The sequence below is a fragment of the Paenarthrobacter sp. 10L412 genome (assembly GCF_056395565.1).
Genome location: NZ_JBFTJT010000005.1, coordinates 220,948 through 235,254, shown reverse-complemented (window position 1 = coordinate 235,254; position 14,307 = coordinate 220,948). Strand labels below are relative to the sequence as shown.

9 protein-coding genes, 1 tRNA gene and 1 other RNA gene are annotated in these 14,307 nt (G+C 64.1%); 4 read left to right on the top strand and 7 right to left on the bottom strand.

The window, feature by feature from the left end:
* Positions 1–26: 26 nt before the first annotated feature.
* Positions 27–1,373 (bottom strand): aspartate kinase, encoded by a 1,347-nt coding sequence (locus AC1DD7_RS07730; protein WP_477514483.1) that lies wholly within the window; start codon positions 1,371–1,373, stop codon positions 27–29.
* A 205-nt stretch (positions 1,374–1,578) separates the two neighbouring features.
* On the opposite strand from AC1DD7_RS07730, the gene AC1DD7_RS07725 reads away from it, so the two are divergent.
* Complete coding sequence (locus tag AC1DD7_RS07725; protein WP_477514482.1) at positions 1,579–2,703, top strand: hypothetical protein; 1,125 nt, start codon at positions 1,579–1,581, stop codon at positions 2,701–2,703.
* On the opposite strand, the gene recR is transcribed toward AC1DD7_RS07725, so the two are convergent.
* From recR to ffs, 3 genes are all read right to left on the bottom strand, one after another.
* Positions 2,657–3,256, bottom strand: a complete 600-nt coding sequence (gene recR / locus AC1DD7_RS07720) for a recombination mediator RecR (RefSeq protein ID WP_216921891.1) — start codon at positions 3,254–3,256, stop codon at positions 2,657–2,659. The two genes, AC1DD7_RS07725 and recR, sit on opposite strands and share 47 nt — an antisense overlap.
* 33 nt (positions 3,257–3,289) lie before the next feature.
* Complete coding sequence (locus AC1DD7_RS07715) at positions 3,290–6,664, bottom strand: DNA polymerase III subunit gamma and tau (protein WP_477514481.1); 3,375 nt, start codon at positions 6,662–6,664, stop codon at positions 3,290–3,292.
* Between the two features lie 34 nt (positions 6,665–6,698).
* Positions 6,699–6,795, bottom strand: an RNA gene (gene ffs / locus AC1DD7_RS07710) — signal recognition particle sRNA small type.
* A gap of 464 nt (positions 6,796–7,259) precedes the next feature.
* Between ffs and AC1DD7_RS07705 the strand changes: the two genes are divergently transcribed.
* The gene (locus AC1DD7_RS07705) at positions 7,260–7,748 is read left to right on the top strand and encodes a hypothetical protein (protein WP_477514480.1); all 489 of its coding nucleotides are present in this window, start codon (positions 7,260–7,262) and stop codon (positions 7,746–7,748) included.
* Positions 7,749–7,762: 14 nt separating this feature from the next.
* On the opposite strand, the gene AC1DD7_RS07700 is transcribed toward AC1DD7_RS07705, so the two are convergent.
* Positions 7,763–8,086, bottom strand: a complete 324-nt coding sequence (locus tag AC1DD7_RS07700) for a hypothetical protein (RefSeq protein ID WP_477514479.1) — start codon at positions 8,084–8,086, stop codon at positions 7,763–7,765.
* A gap of 303 nt (positions 8,087–8,389) precedes the next feature.
* On the opposite strand from AC1DD7_RS07700, the gene AC1DD7_RS07695 reads away from it, so the two are divergent.
* Positions 8,390–8,474 (top strand) — tRNA-Ser (locus tag AC1DD7_RS07695).
* A 173-nt stretch (positions 8,475–8,647) separates the two neighbouring features.
* Here the strand turns inward: AC1DD7_RS07695 and AC1DD7_RS07690 are convergent.
* Positions 8,648–9,583, bottom strand: coding sequence for a LysR substrate-binding domain-containing protein (locus AC1DD7_RS07690; RefSeq protein WP_477514478.1), 936 nt, complete (start codon positions 9,581–9,583; stop codon positions 8,648–8,650).
* Positions 9,584–9,706: 123 nt separating this feature from the next.
* Between AC1DD7_RS07690 and AC1DD7_RS07685 the strand changes: the two genes are divergently transcribed.
* Positions 9,707–13,168: a bifunctional proline dehydrogenase/L-glutamate gamma-semialdehyde dehydrogenase gene (locus AC1DD7_RS07685; RefSeq protein WP_477514477.1), complete on the top strand. Its 3,462-nt coding sequence runs from the start codon at positions 9,707–9,709 to the stop codon at positions 13,166–13,168.
* A 186-nt stretch (positions 13,169–13,354) separates the two neighbouring features.
* Here the strand turns inward: AC1DD7_RS07685 and AC1DD7_RS07680 are convergent, their stop codons facing one another.
* Positions 13,355–14,278: an oxygenase MpaB family protein gene (locus AC1DD7_RS07680; protein WP_477514476.1), complete on the bottom strand. Its 924-nt coding sequence runs from the start codon at positions 14,276–14,278 to the stop codon at positions 13,355–13,357.
* Between the last annotated feature and the right edge of the window lie 29 nt (positions 14,279–14,307).

The following is a 14,307-nucleotide window of genomic DNA, read 5'->3' as shown; positions in this document are numbered from 1 at the left end:
CGTCTGGTTCGTTTACCGCGGTGACCTTAGCGGCCGGTGCCGCCATAAACGGTAGCTTCAGCGTCGCCGTCGAGCTCGAACGCGGCGTGGATGGCGCGGACGGCGTCATCCAGGGCATCTGCGCTGGTAACCACGGAGATGCGGATTTCCGACGTGGAGATCATGTCGATGTTGATGCCGGCATCGGAGAGGGCCTTGAAGAACGTTGCCGAAACGCCGGGGTGTGAACGCATCCCAGCGCCGATCAGGGACAGCTTGCCAACGTGCTCGTTGTATTCGATGCTCTCGAAGCCGATCTGGCCTTCAGCGGCACGCAGGGCTGCCAAAGCATCGGCGCCCTCAACGATTGGGAGGGTGAACGAGATGTCCGTGCGGCCCGTGCCGTGGGTGGACACGTTCTGCACGATCATGTCGATGTTCGAGTGCGCATCCGCGATCACCTGGAAGATCGCAGCGGCCTTGCCCGGAATGTCCGGCACACCTACAACGGTGACCTTGGCTTCGGACCGGTCGTGTGCAACGCCGGAGATGATTGGCTGCTCCAAGGCAACTCCCTCTTGAATCGTGAACTTTTCATCGGCGCTCGGGATGACCCACGTGCCTTCGTGCTGGCTGAATGAGGAACGGACGTGCAGCGGCACGCCGAAACGGCGGGCATACTCCACGCACCGCAGGTGCAGGATCTTGGCGCCCGAAGCAGCGAGTTCCAGCATTTCTTCGCTGGAGATGCGGTCGATCTTCTGGGCGGAGGACACAACGCGGGGGTCGGCGGTGTAGATGCCGTCCACGTCGGTGTAGATTTCGCAAACATCGGCTTCAAGCGCTGCAGCCAAAGCAACGGCCGTAGTGTCCGAGCCGCCACGGCCCAGCGTCGTGATCTCGTTGGTGCTGCGGCTCATGCCCTGGAAGCCCGCCACGATCGCAATGTGTCCCTTGTCCAGGGCGGTGCGGATGCGGTGGGGGTCGACGTCGATAATCCGGGCCTTGCCGTGGATGCCGTCGGTAATCATGCCTGCCTGGGAGCCCGTGAAGGACTGGGCCGAGGCGCCAAACTTGTTGATGGCCATAGCAAGCAGTGCCATGGAAATTCGCTCTCCTGCGGAAAGGAGCATGTCCATTTCGCGGGCAGGAGCGGAGTCCGTCACCTGTCCTGCGAGGTCCAGGAGTTCGTCGGTGGTGTCTCCCATGGCGGAAACAACAACCACAACCTCGTTGCCGGCCTTCTGCGCATCCACAACACGCTGAGCGACCCGCTTGATGCCATCAGCATCGGCAACCGAGGAACCGCCGAACTTCTGAACGATCAGCTGCTTGGTAATGGCAGCTCCGTCGGAGAGCTCTTCGATCTTCACTTCGGTAGTGGGCATAGTCATGCGCGCACCCTCACTGCATCAATAGGGTTCGAACGCGGCATGCCAAACTCCAAATTCCAAATTTGAGCACGCCTGCGTAGCTTATTTGGCCAGTTTATCGCCGTGTTGTCTCCCCACAGGAATTGTGACCACATGGCGGCCACACAGGCGTTTCGGCAGCAGGTCCACGGGCGTACGATCCCTTTTATGAGCATTGCGTGGTGCCATGGCCTGGGTTCCTGAGGACCCGGACGATCCCGGGCCAGCGCGCAGCGATTCGGAATACGAAGTGATCGGCGGCGGCGTCATCGACGACCGGTTTCCGCGGCATGACGGGACCGCGGGCAGTGAACACAGGCTGAACCATCAACCTGGGATCGCTGACATCCTTGGAGCCGCTGTGCGGGAGGCTTGGGATGACTGCCGCACGTCCTTGCGATCGTGGTGGTTCTGGTTGGCCTGCGCATGCGCCCTGATGCTCGCCTGGGCGATGGCCGCAACTGTGGTCGCCTTCGGCGAAGCCAACGGATGGTTCGAATCGAGCCTGCCAAGCGCCATCTACATTTTGATGGCCGGATTGATGGCAGTCGTTTCGGCACTCCTCGGGGCAATGTGGGGCTTCCGTCAATTAGGTCGAACATTCTTCGGCGTGCTGTTCGCCGCATTCTTCCGTGGGGCGGTCTTCGCTGTGCCATCCGGCATCGTGCTGCTCGCGGTGGGCGTGGCCGTCGGCGGGCCGATCGCGTTGGCGGGTGCCGGCGTCGTGGTTGTTGTCCTTGAAATTGTGTTGTTTGGACTCATAGGTGCCGGTGCCCGCGCATGCTCTGGCCGAACGGCGGCAGGTGTTGCCCTGGCTGCTGCGCCGGTGGCGTTCCTGTGCCTGGGCAATGTAGCAGCCACCATTGCGCTGCTGCCCGGGACCGTCGTGATGGACCAAGCGTCAGTGCCCATCAACGTGGAGCGGGACGACAACGGACGGATCACAGCATACGAGTGCGTTGGGCGTCTCCGCCCCGTGGAAGTGACGCATACAGAGCGGGTTGCTTGGCTGGCAGCTTCCAACCCCGTCCTGCTCTTCGGTAGCATCGCCGCGGAGGCGCTCCCCAGGGAGCATGAATTGGCATGGGTGTTGTCCGGCCTGCAGTGGGCAGCGGATGGACCGAGCCGTGATGTTCCGTGTATCGGAGGGGAATCAAGTGATCAGCTTGCGCCTCCGGTGCCCATCGCCCTCACCGGCCTCGTGATTCAGGCAGTGGTCGCTGCCTTGGTGCTCCTGCCAGGGCGCTGGTTGTCCTCACGCCGCCTTATGTCAGCGCGTTCCGGCGGCCCTCAAACGCCCGGCCAAGCGTGACTTCATCGGCGTACTCAAGGTCCCCGCCCACTGGCAGGCCGGAAGCCAACCGCGTGACCGTGATCCCGATCGATTTGAGCATGCGGGCCAAATAGGTAGCCGTGGCCTCGCCCTCAAGGTTTGGATCCGTAGCGATGATGATTTCCTGGATGGCGCCATCGTTGAGGCGTGTGAGGAGTTCGCGGATCCGCAACTGCTCCGGGCCAATGCCGGCGATCGGATTGATGGCTCCACCCAGCACGTGATATCGGCCGCGGAATGAGCGCGTGCGCTCGACAGCAAGAACGTCCTTGGATTCCTCAACCACGCAAATGACCGACGGATCCCGCCTCGGGTCGCGACAAATGTTGCACATTTCCTGCTCGGTGACGTTGCCGCACACAGTGCAGAACTTGACCCGTTCCTTCACCGTGGTGATGGCCGTAACGAGCCGTTTCATGTCCTCGGGATCGGCCTCAAGGATGTGGAACGCCAGGCGCTGTGCCGATTTCGGGCCCACACCGGGAAGCCGGCCGAGCTCGTCAATCAGCTCTTGAACTGCACCTTCGTACAAAATGTCCTCGTTTGTTTGGTATCAATGCTGTCATCAGCGGGGTTGCAGGGGAGAACCATCCAAGGCGCGCTCTTCGATCAGCTTTCCGCCCAGAATACGCTCCACGGCAGCACGCCCAAAGACCCTCGATTCCTCGATCGTCTCGTCCTCCGGGCTGGGGATGTCCTCAGGTGCCGGCTCCGGCCGGGCCTGGGTCCGCACGGGCGCCTGCACCCGCCCGGCCTGGGCTTCTGGGCTGTTGGTCAAGCGCTGGTAAAGGCTCTGGCGGGCCGAAGGACCGCCCGACGGCGCGCCTTCCTCAAGCGTCGCAACGGAGCCACTGGCGTGTTGGGTTTCCGTAGCTGTGATGGGCCATGCGGCAGGCGCTTGGGTCGCCTGGGCAGGTATGGTGCCGGGCCAGCTCGACGCCGGAGCGACGTCCCAGCCCGAAGAGCCGGTTTGCTCCGGGCTGGTCGGGTGGCCATACGTCGGGGTTCCTGCGTCAGCCGTGTTCGTCGGGGCCTGCGCCGCCGTTGCTTGCGCCGCTGGGGCTTGCGCCGCTGGGGCTTGCCTGTCCGCCGGGGCCTGCCAGTCCGGGGCTTGCGCCGTGGCCGGTTCGTAGTGGGGGGTGCTCGACCCATCCGCATCGGCCTCGACCACAGCCGTTGGCTTGGTGCCTACGTTGGAGTCGGTCCCGACCACCCACGTGCCCGGCGCTTGTTCTACTGCCCGGGACCAGGGGTCGTGGGAAGCGTCCGCTTCTGAGGTTTTGTCAGCTGTAGTCGCCGCCGATGTGGGGGTGTGCTCCGCAGGGGTTTGGTGGTCAGGGATTTGTTCCGATGACGTGGACTGTGCCGGACGTTCCGAGAAAGCCTGTGCCTGGGTGGTATTCGGACCGGAAAAAGCGGGTGAGGGTTCCCAATCCATCGGCGGTTCTTCGTCCAGCGGTGGTGCATCTTCGTCGAGCGGAGGACCCCAATCCTCGTCCGGGTAGGAGTAGTCTCCAGTCGGCTCCAAAGCGGTAGCAGGCGCGCGTGTCTCTGCAGCTGCAGGTGCTTGGGCGGTCGGCGCTGGCGTCTCTGGATAGGCAGGTGCTGGTGCGGCTTGCTGCGCGGGTTCTGGCGTCGTCCACTGGGCAGGTTCTGGCGCAGCACTGGGAACCATGGCTTCCCTATGCGGCGCGCCCGTTGCCGAAGCAGAAGCGGAGGGTGCCGGCGTCGTGGGTTCTTGCTGAGCCGGGGCGTGCACAACGGCGGGGACTGCCTCCGGCCCGGCGGGAACCGGTGCGGCTGCCTGAGGGCCAGCGGGTGCCAAGCCCCAGGCAGAGTCGACCGACGAAACAGGGGTCGGGGCAGGGGCAGACGCGGCCGGCATTGGCACGTCCGGCACCGGGACAGCTGGCGCTGGGCTTGGGGCCGGCGCTGCCGAGAGTGATACTGATGGTGATGTCGAAGGTGCTGTGGTGCCAGGTGACGCCGGAAGATCCCGGCTAGTAGGTGCTTTTGGGTTTGGCTCAGAGCTCGCTGAGCTGTTGCCGCCGGCCACTGCGACGATCTGGCAGTCGATGCCGATGGTCTTATGGATTGCCTGGCGAAGATTCTCGGAGTGATCCGCGCGCCCAAAGGCGCCGGCAAGGCCAGCAGTGGTGAAGGCGAGTGTCAGCACTTGACCGTCAAACTGTGCCACCTGGGCATTCGGTTCGACCAAGGCCCAGGTGCTGCGCTTGATCTTGGTCAGCGTCTGCAGGACTTCGGGCCAAGCGCGACGGAGAGCTTCGACATCTCCACCAGCGGCAGGAGCTTGCTTTGACGCGGGGGCCGGCTGGGAAGCGGGCGCCGTCTGTGCAGCGGGTGTGGTCTGCGAGGCGGGTGCAGTCTGCGGCGCCGGTTGCGGTGCGGCGGGAGGGGCCGTCGCGGCGGCAGGCTTCGTCGAGGGAGCATTCTGGACAGGACGCTGTGCAGCCGTCGACTCGTCCACGGGCCAGTCGTTGGTCGAGACGCGCGGAGCGGAGAGTGGCCCCCGCGACACGGGCGCAGACGACGTTTCCGACACAGGTACAGGTGCTTGAACTGGTGAAGAGGCAGGTGCGGGTGCCTGAACTGGTGCAGGTGCAGGTGCAGATGCTGGAGCGGCTGCCGGGACCGATACAGCTGCCGCCGGTGCTTGCGCGGGAGCGGACTGGGCAACGGGGGCAACCGCCGGTGAAGAAGCCGCGGCGGAAGGTGTGCCGGAAGCGGCAGCCGGGATTCCGGCGTCGCCAGCGTAATTCAGGCGACGCTCCACGCGGTCGATCCGGGCGGCAATGCCCCGTTCTGTTTCCTCGGAGCTGGGCAGCAGGATCCGCGCGCAGAGAAGTTCCAAGTGAAGCCGCGGGGAGGTGGCTCCGGTCATTTCCGTGAGCGCCGTGTTGGTGACGTCCGCAGCGCGGGAAAGCTCCGCAGCGCCCAGGTTCGTGGCCTGGTTGCGCATCCGGGCAATCTGGTCCTCAGGCACGCCGCGGAGGATGGCCTGTGCACTCTCAGGCATGGCCTGGACGATGATGAGGTCCCGGAAGCGCTCCAGCAGGTCTTCCACGAAGCGGCGAGGATCATGCCCGGTCTGGATGACTCGGTCAACGGCGCGGAAGACAGTTGCGGCATCGGCGGCCGCGACGGCGTCCACGACGTCGTCCAGCAAGGAAGCGTGCGTGTAGCCGAGAAGCGCGACGGCGAGCTCGTAGTCGAGACCGTTGGGTCCGGCGCCTGCCATGAGCTGGTCCAGCACGGACAAGGTATCGCGGACGGAACCGCCGCCGGCACGGATGACGAGCGAAAGCACGCCCGGAGCCACGGGAACGTTTTCCTGGTGGCAGAGCAGTTCAAGGTACTTCATGAGCGGCTCGGGCGGCACCAGCCGGAAGGGGTAGTGGTGCGTGCGCGAGCGGATGGTGCCGATGACTTTGTCCGGCTCCGTGGTGGCAAAGATGAACTTGATGTGTTCCGGCGGCTCTTCGACGATCTTCAGAAGCGCGTTGAAGCCAGCCGACGTGACCATGTGGGCTTCGTCGATAATGAAGATCTTGTAGCGGTCCCGCACCGGGGCGAAAGTTGCGCGCTCGCGGAGATCGCGGGCGTCGTCCACACCACCGTGGCTGGCGGCGTCAATCTCGATGACATCCAGGGAGCCGGAGCCGCCGCGTGCGAGTTCGATGCAGCTGGGGCATTTGCCGCAGGGGGTGTCGGTGGGTCCCTCGGCGCAGTTAAGGCAACGGGCCAGGATGCGCGCGGAGGTGGTCTTGCCGCAGCCGCGGGGGCCGGAGAAGAGGTACGCGTGGTTCACGCGGTTCTTCCGCAGGGCCGTCATCAGGGGCTCGGTGACGTGTTCCTGCCCGATAACGTCCGCGAAAGAGTCCGGGCGATACCTTCGATACAGGGCAGTTGTAACAGTCACAAGTGAAACCTACCTATAGGGACTGACATTTTAAATAAGAGACCCCTCATGCACCCGCCAGAGCCCATCTACCCTTGCTACCTTCCGGTCCTGGGGGAGTTCAACAGGATGACGCCACATGAGGGGCCGTCGACAAGCTTACCTGAACTTGGTTATTGGTTCGAATCGGCACAAAGGGCTGTGGAAAACGCTCGACGGCGGCTGGTTGGCGCCCACATTTTGTCGGGGCTGGGTGGTAAACCTCGCACTACATGAGATGTTCATTTGAGAGGGCGAGGCTATGGGGCTGGATGGGTAGCGGTGACTGGGTCGATCCAAAGGATGTGTCCAGTGAGATTCATAAGGACGTGCTCGCCGTGGTTCGTGTCCTCACCTCGTCCGGATGGAGGTTGAGGCGGCAAGGTCACAAGTTCTACATGTATTGCCCCTGCGGATCTGACGGCGCGCAGTTAAGGGTTGACGGGTCTCCTAAGAGCTCGACCCAGCGAGCCAAGATCCTTGCGCGCGACGCGCGTCGGTGTCAGGTCAGCACGAACTGCTCAGGGGGCGGCGTTAGGTGTTGTCATTTGTCAACAGAGCGGGCTATGCTGAAACCATGACCACGGAGCAGCCATTCGAAGTACGTCTCCGCCTCGGGGAACTTTCGGAGCAGGTTGAAGACTTGCTCGTGGAGCAACTCGACGCGATAGTTTCCCGCTTGGCCGGCGTTCCGTATGTGACTTTCCTCCAAGATGCCCCCAGCGGTACAGAGGCTGCGCGCCGCCTTGTTTCCCGGGTCCACGATCTCGGAGGGAAGGTTCAGTCCGTCGATTTCGACTACGTCACCCGGAGCGAAATTGCTGAACGGCTGGGTGCAACCAGGCAGGCGGTCGCCCTCTGGGTCGCTGGCGACCGAAAGGCCGACTTTCCATTCCCTCGCCCAGCCATCCAAGCGGGCGTTTCGCTATGGTGCTGGTCCGACGTCGTGGACTGGGCCACCGCTTCGACCCATGCCGTTGGTGAGGGAGTGAGGCTGCTGTCAGCCGATGAGATCGCAGTCATCAATGGTGAGTTGGCTGCTGGGCGAATGCCCATCTTCGCCTGACGCGCACTTATGGATTACCGCCACCCCCTCACCGGCCACGTCATGAAAGCCGGCTCCTCGTAAGGGTGCGCCGTTCGCAGAGCCAGCACAACGGCGTCGAGCACGTCCTCCTCAACCACGCACTCAACCCGGGTTTCCGGCACCTGCTCGCTGTTTCCGACGTCGCCGATGAACGGCTGTGCGCCCGGCAGGGGAGTGAAGTGGCCAGTGCCGGGCGAGGTAAACGAGCAATGCGAGTAGTCGCCGATCCGTCCTGCGCCGGCGTCCCCTATTGCCATCAGGACCGCTGGAGTATGGGTCTCGGGAACGTAAACAACCAGGGCGTGAAGCTGCGTCATGGGAACATCCTGTCAGTAACTTCGGCTGCAAAGCGGCGCACACCATTGCATATCTGCGGGTCACAGCGGACCATGGGTATGTACACCGATTGGGGCAATCTCAAGATTGTGAGCTGCGGGGCCTGGGGGCGAGGGGCCGGACCCGGCAGCTCAACGGTGATACCGCAAGAATGGGCGCGTTGGGGGCGTCCATTTTTCCGTTAAGGCGCGGTTTTGACCGACGCACCTGGAGGCCTCGCCGGGCCGATTACACGATGCCGAAATTCTCAGGTACAGTAGTATCTGCTTTCGATTCGGAAGCAAGGAGAATTCGCCTAGCGGCCTATGGCGCACGCCTGGAACGCGTGTTGGGTTAACGCCCTCGGGGGTTCAAATCCCCCATTCTCCGCGTTTGGCCCCGGTCCCCAGGACCGGGGCCTTTTGCGTTCCTGACACCTACGTTGGCTCCTGCCCGCGACCCGGACTGGGGACACCCATATCCGGGCGTCGCCAGTGTGTTTCGAAGGCGTGGGCGAATTTGCGCGTCGCCAACGGACGCCCGGCGCTGCGGAAGTGAGCTGGCTACTGCTGCCCTGCGTCAACTTGCTGCCCTGCATCAACTTGCTGCGCAGCGGCCACCCGCTCCAGTACTTCCCTGCACGCAAGAATCGCGGGGTGGATCCGGCCGGCCGTCCTTGTGGACGTGAAGACGGTCCGCGTTGGCAGGCTGGGGAGGTCCAGCAGTTGGACGGGGCGTGTCCGGCCTGTCCAGACGAGGTCCGGCATGAGGGCAACGGCATTTCCGGATTCAATGAGCCGGATCTGTGCTTGAAGGTCGGCCGTTTCGTATCTGACGTCCGGTTCGAAGCCAGCGGATCGGCAGGCCTGCTCAGCCCAGTGCCGGGAGGCGGCGCCTCGGGGCTCCATGACCCAGGGCATGTCTGCGGTGTCAGCCAGTGAGGCAACAAGCTCCCCGCCCAGTCCGACCGGGGGAGTGGCCAGCCGGATGGCGTCACTGGTCAGCGTTGCCCGGTCCAGCCCCGGGTGATGAGGCGCGGCGTGCCCGGGATATTGCTCCGCCACCACAATGTCGAAGTCGCGCGCCCAGGTTTCGTAAAGTGCTGTCTCGGGTTCGCGCTGGGTCATTTCCACGCGCACTTCCGGATACTCCTGGCGCATGATGCTGAGGAAGTCAGGCAGAAGCGCGAGTGCGGCCGACTGGAACACTGCCAACCGGACAGTTCCTGTGACTGTGGACAGCGACGCGGCCAGTTCGGTTTCGGCGCGTTCCAGTGTCTCCAGGAGGGCGGCGGTGTGTGCAACCAGGATCTCGGCTTGAGGTGTCAGCTGCACCCGGCGGCCAGCCTTGCGAAGCAGTTCGACGCCTGCTTCCTTCTCCAGCAGGGTCAGTTGCTGGGACACGGAAGAGGGGCTGTACTGCATGGCATCGGCCACCTCAGCGAGCGTTCCGCGGATCTTCAATTCGTGCAGCAAACGCAGCCTGCGGACGTCCAGCAAGGCGGCCTCCAAAGGTTCGGGATGGGTAATGAATATTCGTCAGAAAAGATCGCTTTTCCTAACGTGATTGTAGATCCATACTGATGGAAACAAACAAACTTCTCCGTCCCAGAAGGAGCCCCAATGACCAGCACCCTCCCGGTTGCCGCCGCCCCGCGCACCCAGGATTCCGGGCAGTTCGATGCACTGGCACAGGAAGCCATCGCGTTGGTCCGCCACTGGCTTACCGAAGCCAGCAAGATTCCCGTGGACGTGTCCGCCCAGCGCCTCGCCGGCGTCTTGAAGGACCCGAATGGCCTTGACTTCACGGTCGGATTCGTCGACGGCGTCATCCGCCCTGAGGATCTGTCGGTCGCCGGCCGCAAGCTCGCCGAGCTGGCCCCGAAGGTGCCCAAGTTCCTGCCCTGGTACATGCGCAGCGCTGTCCGTGTAGGTGGAGTGATGGCTCCGATCGTCCCACAGGTTGTCATCCCGATCGCGCGCCGCGTGCTCCGCGACATGGTGGGCCACCTGATCGTGGACGCCACGGACGCGAAGCTGGGTCCGGCCATCGCAAAGATCCGCCAGGACGGCGTGCACCTGAACGTGAACCTCCTCGGCGAGGCAGTCCTCGGTGAGCACGAAGCCCAGCGCCGCCTGGATGGCACGCTCAAGCTCCTTGCCCGCGAAGACGTTGACTACGTCTCCATCAAGGAATCCTCCACCGTGGCGCCGCACTCTCCGTGGGCCTTCGACGAAGCCGTCGATCACGTGGTGGAGAAGCTCACGCCGCTGTACCGCCTGGCCGCGTCCTTCCCCAAGCCCAAGTTCATCAACCTGGACATGGAGGAGTACAAGGACCTCAGCATGACCATTGCCGTGTTCAAGCGGATCCTGGACATGCCCGAGTTCAAGAACCTGGAAGCCGGCATCGTGCTTCAGGCCTACCTCCCGGACGCCCTCGGTGCCATGCACGAACTGCAGGAGTGGGCCGCTGCCCGCCGCGCACAGGGCGGTGCACCCATCAAGGTCCGCGTCGTCAAGGGCGCCAACCTGCCCATGGAACAGGTGGAGGCGTCACTGCACGATTGGCCGGTGGCTACATGGGGCAGCAAGCAGGATTCGGACACCAGCTACAAGAACGTCATCAACTACGCCCTCACCCCGGAGCACATCGACGCCGTCCGCATTGGCGTCGCGGGACACAACCTCTTCGATGTCGCCTTCGCCTGGTTGCTTGCCAAGCAGCGAGGTGTAACTGAGGGTATCGAATTCGAAATGCTCCTGGGCATGGCAACAGGCCAGGCCACGGCTGTCCGCAAGGATGTCGGCAGCCTCCTGCTCTACACACCGGTGGTCCACCCGGGCGAGTTCGACGTCGCCATCGCGTACCTGATCCGCCGGCTCGAAGAGGGTGCCAGCCAGGAAAACTTCATGTCGGCGGTCTTCGAGCTCAGTGAAAACGAAGCCCTGTTCAAGCGTGAGCAGCAGCGCTTCCTGAACTCCCTGGCCGGCATGACGGACAAGGTTCCGGGCCCCAACCGCAAGCAGGACCGCCGCTTGCCATCCGAACCGGCCCCGCTTGAGGGCTTCCGCAACACCCCAGACACAGATCCGGCGCTCCCGGCAAACCGCGCCTGGGGCCGCGACATCCTCAAGCGCATCCCCGGTTCCACTGCCGGCAACAAAATCGTGGAATCCACCAAGGTCTCCGACGCCACCGAACTGGATCGCATCATCGCCACCGCCGTGGATCACGGCAAGGCCTGGGGCGCCCGCCCGGCAGCCGAACGCGCCGCAATCCTGCACCGCGCCGGCGACGTCCTTGAAGCCCGCCGCGCAGAACTCCTTGAGGTCATGGCTTCCGAGACCGGCAAGACCATCGACCAAGGCGACCCCGAGGTCAGCGAAGCAATCGACTTCGCGCACTACTACGCGGAGGGCGCCAAGGACCTGGAAACGGTCGACGGCGCCACCTTCGTCCCAGCGAACCTCACCGTGGTGACCCCGCCGTGGAACTTCCCGGTGGCGATCCCCGCAGGCTCGACGCTCGCAGCGCTCGCCTCAGGTTCCGCCGTCGTGATTAAGCCTGCAAAGCAGGCCCGCCGCTCTGGTTCGGTCATGGTGGATGCGCTCTGGGAAGCCGGTGTGCCGCGCGAAGTGCTGGCGCTCGTGCAGCTCGAAGAGCGTGAACTCGGCACTCAACTGGTCTCGCACCCGAGCGTCGACCGTGTCATCCTCACCGGCGGCTACGAAACCGCTGAGCTGTTCCGCTCGTTCCGCCAGGACCTGCCGCTGCTCGCGGAGACGTCGGGCAAGAACGCCATCATCGTGACCCCGAGTGCTGACCTGGATCTAGCCGCGAAGGACGTCGTGTACTCCGCCTTCGGCCACGCAGGCCAGAAGTGCTCGGCAGCCTCGCTGGTGATCCTGGTGGGCTCGGTGGCGAAGAGTGCCCGCTTCCACAACCAGCTGATTGACGCGGCCCGCTCGCTGACCGTCGGCTACCCGGAGAACGCCACCACGCAGATGGGGCCGATCATCGAGCCGGCCAATGGCAAGCTCCTGAGCGCCCTTACTACCCTGGGCGAAGGCGAAAGCTGGGCGATTAAGCCTGAGCGCCTGGACGAGACAGGCCGCCTGTGGTCCCCGGGCATCCGCTCCGGCGTCAAGCGTGGCTCCTACTTCCACCTCACCGAGTTCTTCGGCCCGGTCCTGGGTGTTATGACTGCTGAGACCCTCGAGGAAGCCATTGCCATCCAGAACGAGATCGAGTACGGCCTCACCGCTGGCCTGCACTCCCTGGACTCCGCTGAAATGGGCGTCTGGCTGGACACCATCCAGGCCGGAAACCTGTACGTCAACCGCGGCATCACCGGTGCGATCGTCCAGCGCCAGCCGTTCGGTGGCTGGAAGAAGTCGGCCGTTGGCGCCGGAACCAAGGCCGGCGGACCGAACTACCTCATTGGTCTGGGCAGCTGGCTCCCCGCCGAAGCCAAGGCCAAGCGTGGCATGGTCCTTCAGGGGGCAGCCGCCCAGATCCTTGCCGCTGCAAAGTCCGCGGACGTGTCCGCTGAGGAGCTCCAGACCCTCCAGCAGTCACTCTTCAGCGACGCCGCCGCCTGGGAATCCGAATTCGGCACCCGCAAGGACGTCTCTGCACTGTCCGCAGAGCGCAACGTGTTCCGCTACCGCTCCCTCCCCGTGACGATCCGCCTCTCCGAAGGCGAGCGGCTTGCTGAACTGCTCCGAGTAGTAGCAGCCGGTGCAGTGGCCGGTTCGGCGCTCAAGGTGAGCTCCGCCGTCGTGCTTGAAGATGCTGTGGTGAATGTGTTCGCGAACCTGGGCGTCAGCGTCCGGATCGAGGACGACGCCGCGTGGCTGGCTCGTGCAGCAAAGTTCGACGCCGGCCGGATCCGGCTGATCGGCGGCGACTTTGCCGCGCTGAGCGCAGCCATGGGTGGTCGTCCGGATGTGGCCGTTTACCACGGTGAAGTGACGCAGGCCGGCCGCATCGAGATGCTCCCGTTCCTCCGTGAGCAGGCCGTGTCCATTACGGCCCACCGCTTCGGTACCCCGAACCACCTCTCGGACCACCTGATCTAAGGCCTGGCCACGAAGGCCGGGTAGGACGGATTCGTTCCGACCTGCCCGGCCTTCGTTGTTGTCGATTGATCAGGCCATACGTCCACCACCCACTTTGGCTGGGTTTGAGCCCGACACACCAGGAATTGCGGCGCGGTCAAATGCTTACGGATTCAAAGTGGGTGGTGGCGGTACAAGCCAGGACCATCAGGCCTCCGCATATCCCAGCCTCTGCAACCGCCGTCGCGCTGCGAGTTCGCTTGGACCATGTGAACCAAGGGCCAGCCGGACCATGCCCAGAACAATGCGACCGGTGGTGATGGCGGGCAAGGGGATTGGACCCAGTCGCGCGGCTCGCAGGCCCAGCATGTCCCGGTACTTGGGTTCAAGGCTTGCGACGGCGGCAGCGAACAGTATCCGGTATCCCGGCAGAAGGAGTGGGCTCAAGGGCGGGCGGCGTATAAAGGCAATGGTTTCCGCCAGCCGGTCATCCGAGCGCAAGATCCCGGAGGCATACCAGGCTTCCAGTTCCTCGCGAACCTGGGCCTCGGTGATGGGCGGATCCTCCACGCCCATGAGCCGGCCGGCCTGCGCCCACTCCCGGACGTAGGCATCCGGGCCGCCGGGTATCGGATGGCCCCAGATGCGGTTGGCAGTAAGGAAGGAATCCGCGTAGGTGACATGGACCCAGCGGAGCAGTTCGGGATCATTGGCGGCGTAGGGGCGGTACGCTCCGGTGCCGTCCACGTAGCTTCCCCGGACGTGCTCGTGGATTTTCCGGACACGGTACGTTGCTGCCTCAGCAGCTTCCTTGGAGCCGTACGTGACCGTGAAAATCCAGCGCACGGTACTGGCCAGCCGGCCCAGAGGATCTTCCTTGAAGCCGGAGTGCTCGTAAACACCTGCAAGCGCGCCGGGATGCAGGGACTGCATCAGCAGGACCCTGATTCCGGCCACAATAGTGGCCATGGAGCCATGCACCGCCCAGACGGCCGAGCCGGGAAGGTGATATCCGGCGTCGTTCCCTTCCGCCAGGCGCGGCACCCACTCGGGTGGCGTTCCGGCCGTTCCCGTGAAGGTGCGTTGAAGTTCGTACCTGTACTCGGTGAGGTAATTCCTCATGCATCCCATGAGACCGCTCTTCGCGGAACCTGTACAGA

What these genes read in the sequence shown, in the direction of transcription:
- AC1DD7_RS07730 (WP_477514483.1), bottom strand. Translation starts at nt 1,373, where the DNA reads ATGACTATGCCCACTACCGAAGTGAAGATCGAAGAGCTCTCCGACGGA.
- AC1DD7_RS07725 (WP_477514482.1), top strand. Translation starts at nt 1,579, where the DNA reads ATGGCCTGGGTTCCTGAGGACCCGGACGATCCCGGGCCAGCGCGCAGC.
- AC1DD7_RS07705 (WP_477514480.1), top strand. Translation starts at nt 7,260, where the DNA reads ATGACCACGGAGCAGCCATTCGAAGTACGTCTCCGCCTCGGGGAACTT.
- AC1DD7_RS07700 (WP_477514479.1), bottom strand. Translation starts at nt 8,086, where the DNA reads ATGACGCAGCTTCACGCCCTGGTTGTTTACGTTCCCGAGACCCATACT.
- AC1DD7_RS07685 (WP_477514477.1), top strand. Translation starts at nt 9,707, where the DNA reads ATGACCAGCACCCTCCCGGTTGCCGCCGCCCCGCGCACCCAGGATTCC.
- AC1DD7_RS07680 (WP_477514476.1), bottom strand. Translation starts at nt 14,278, where the DNA reads ATGGGATGCATGAGGAATTACCTCACCGAGTACAGGTACGAACTTCAA.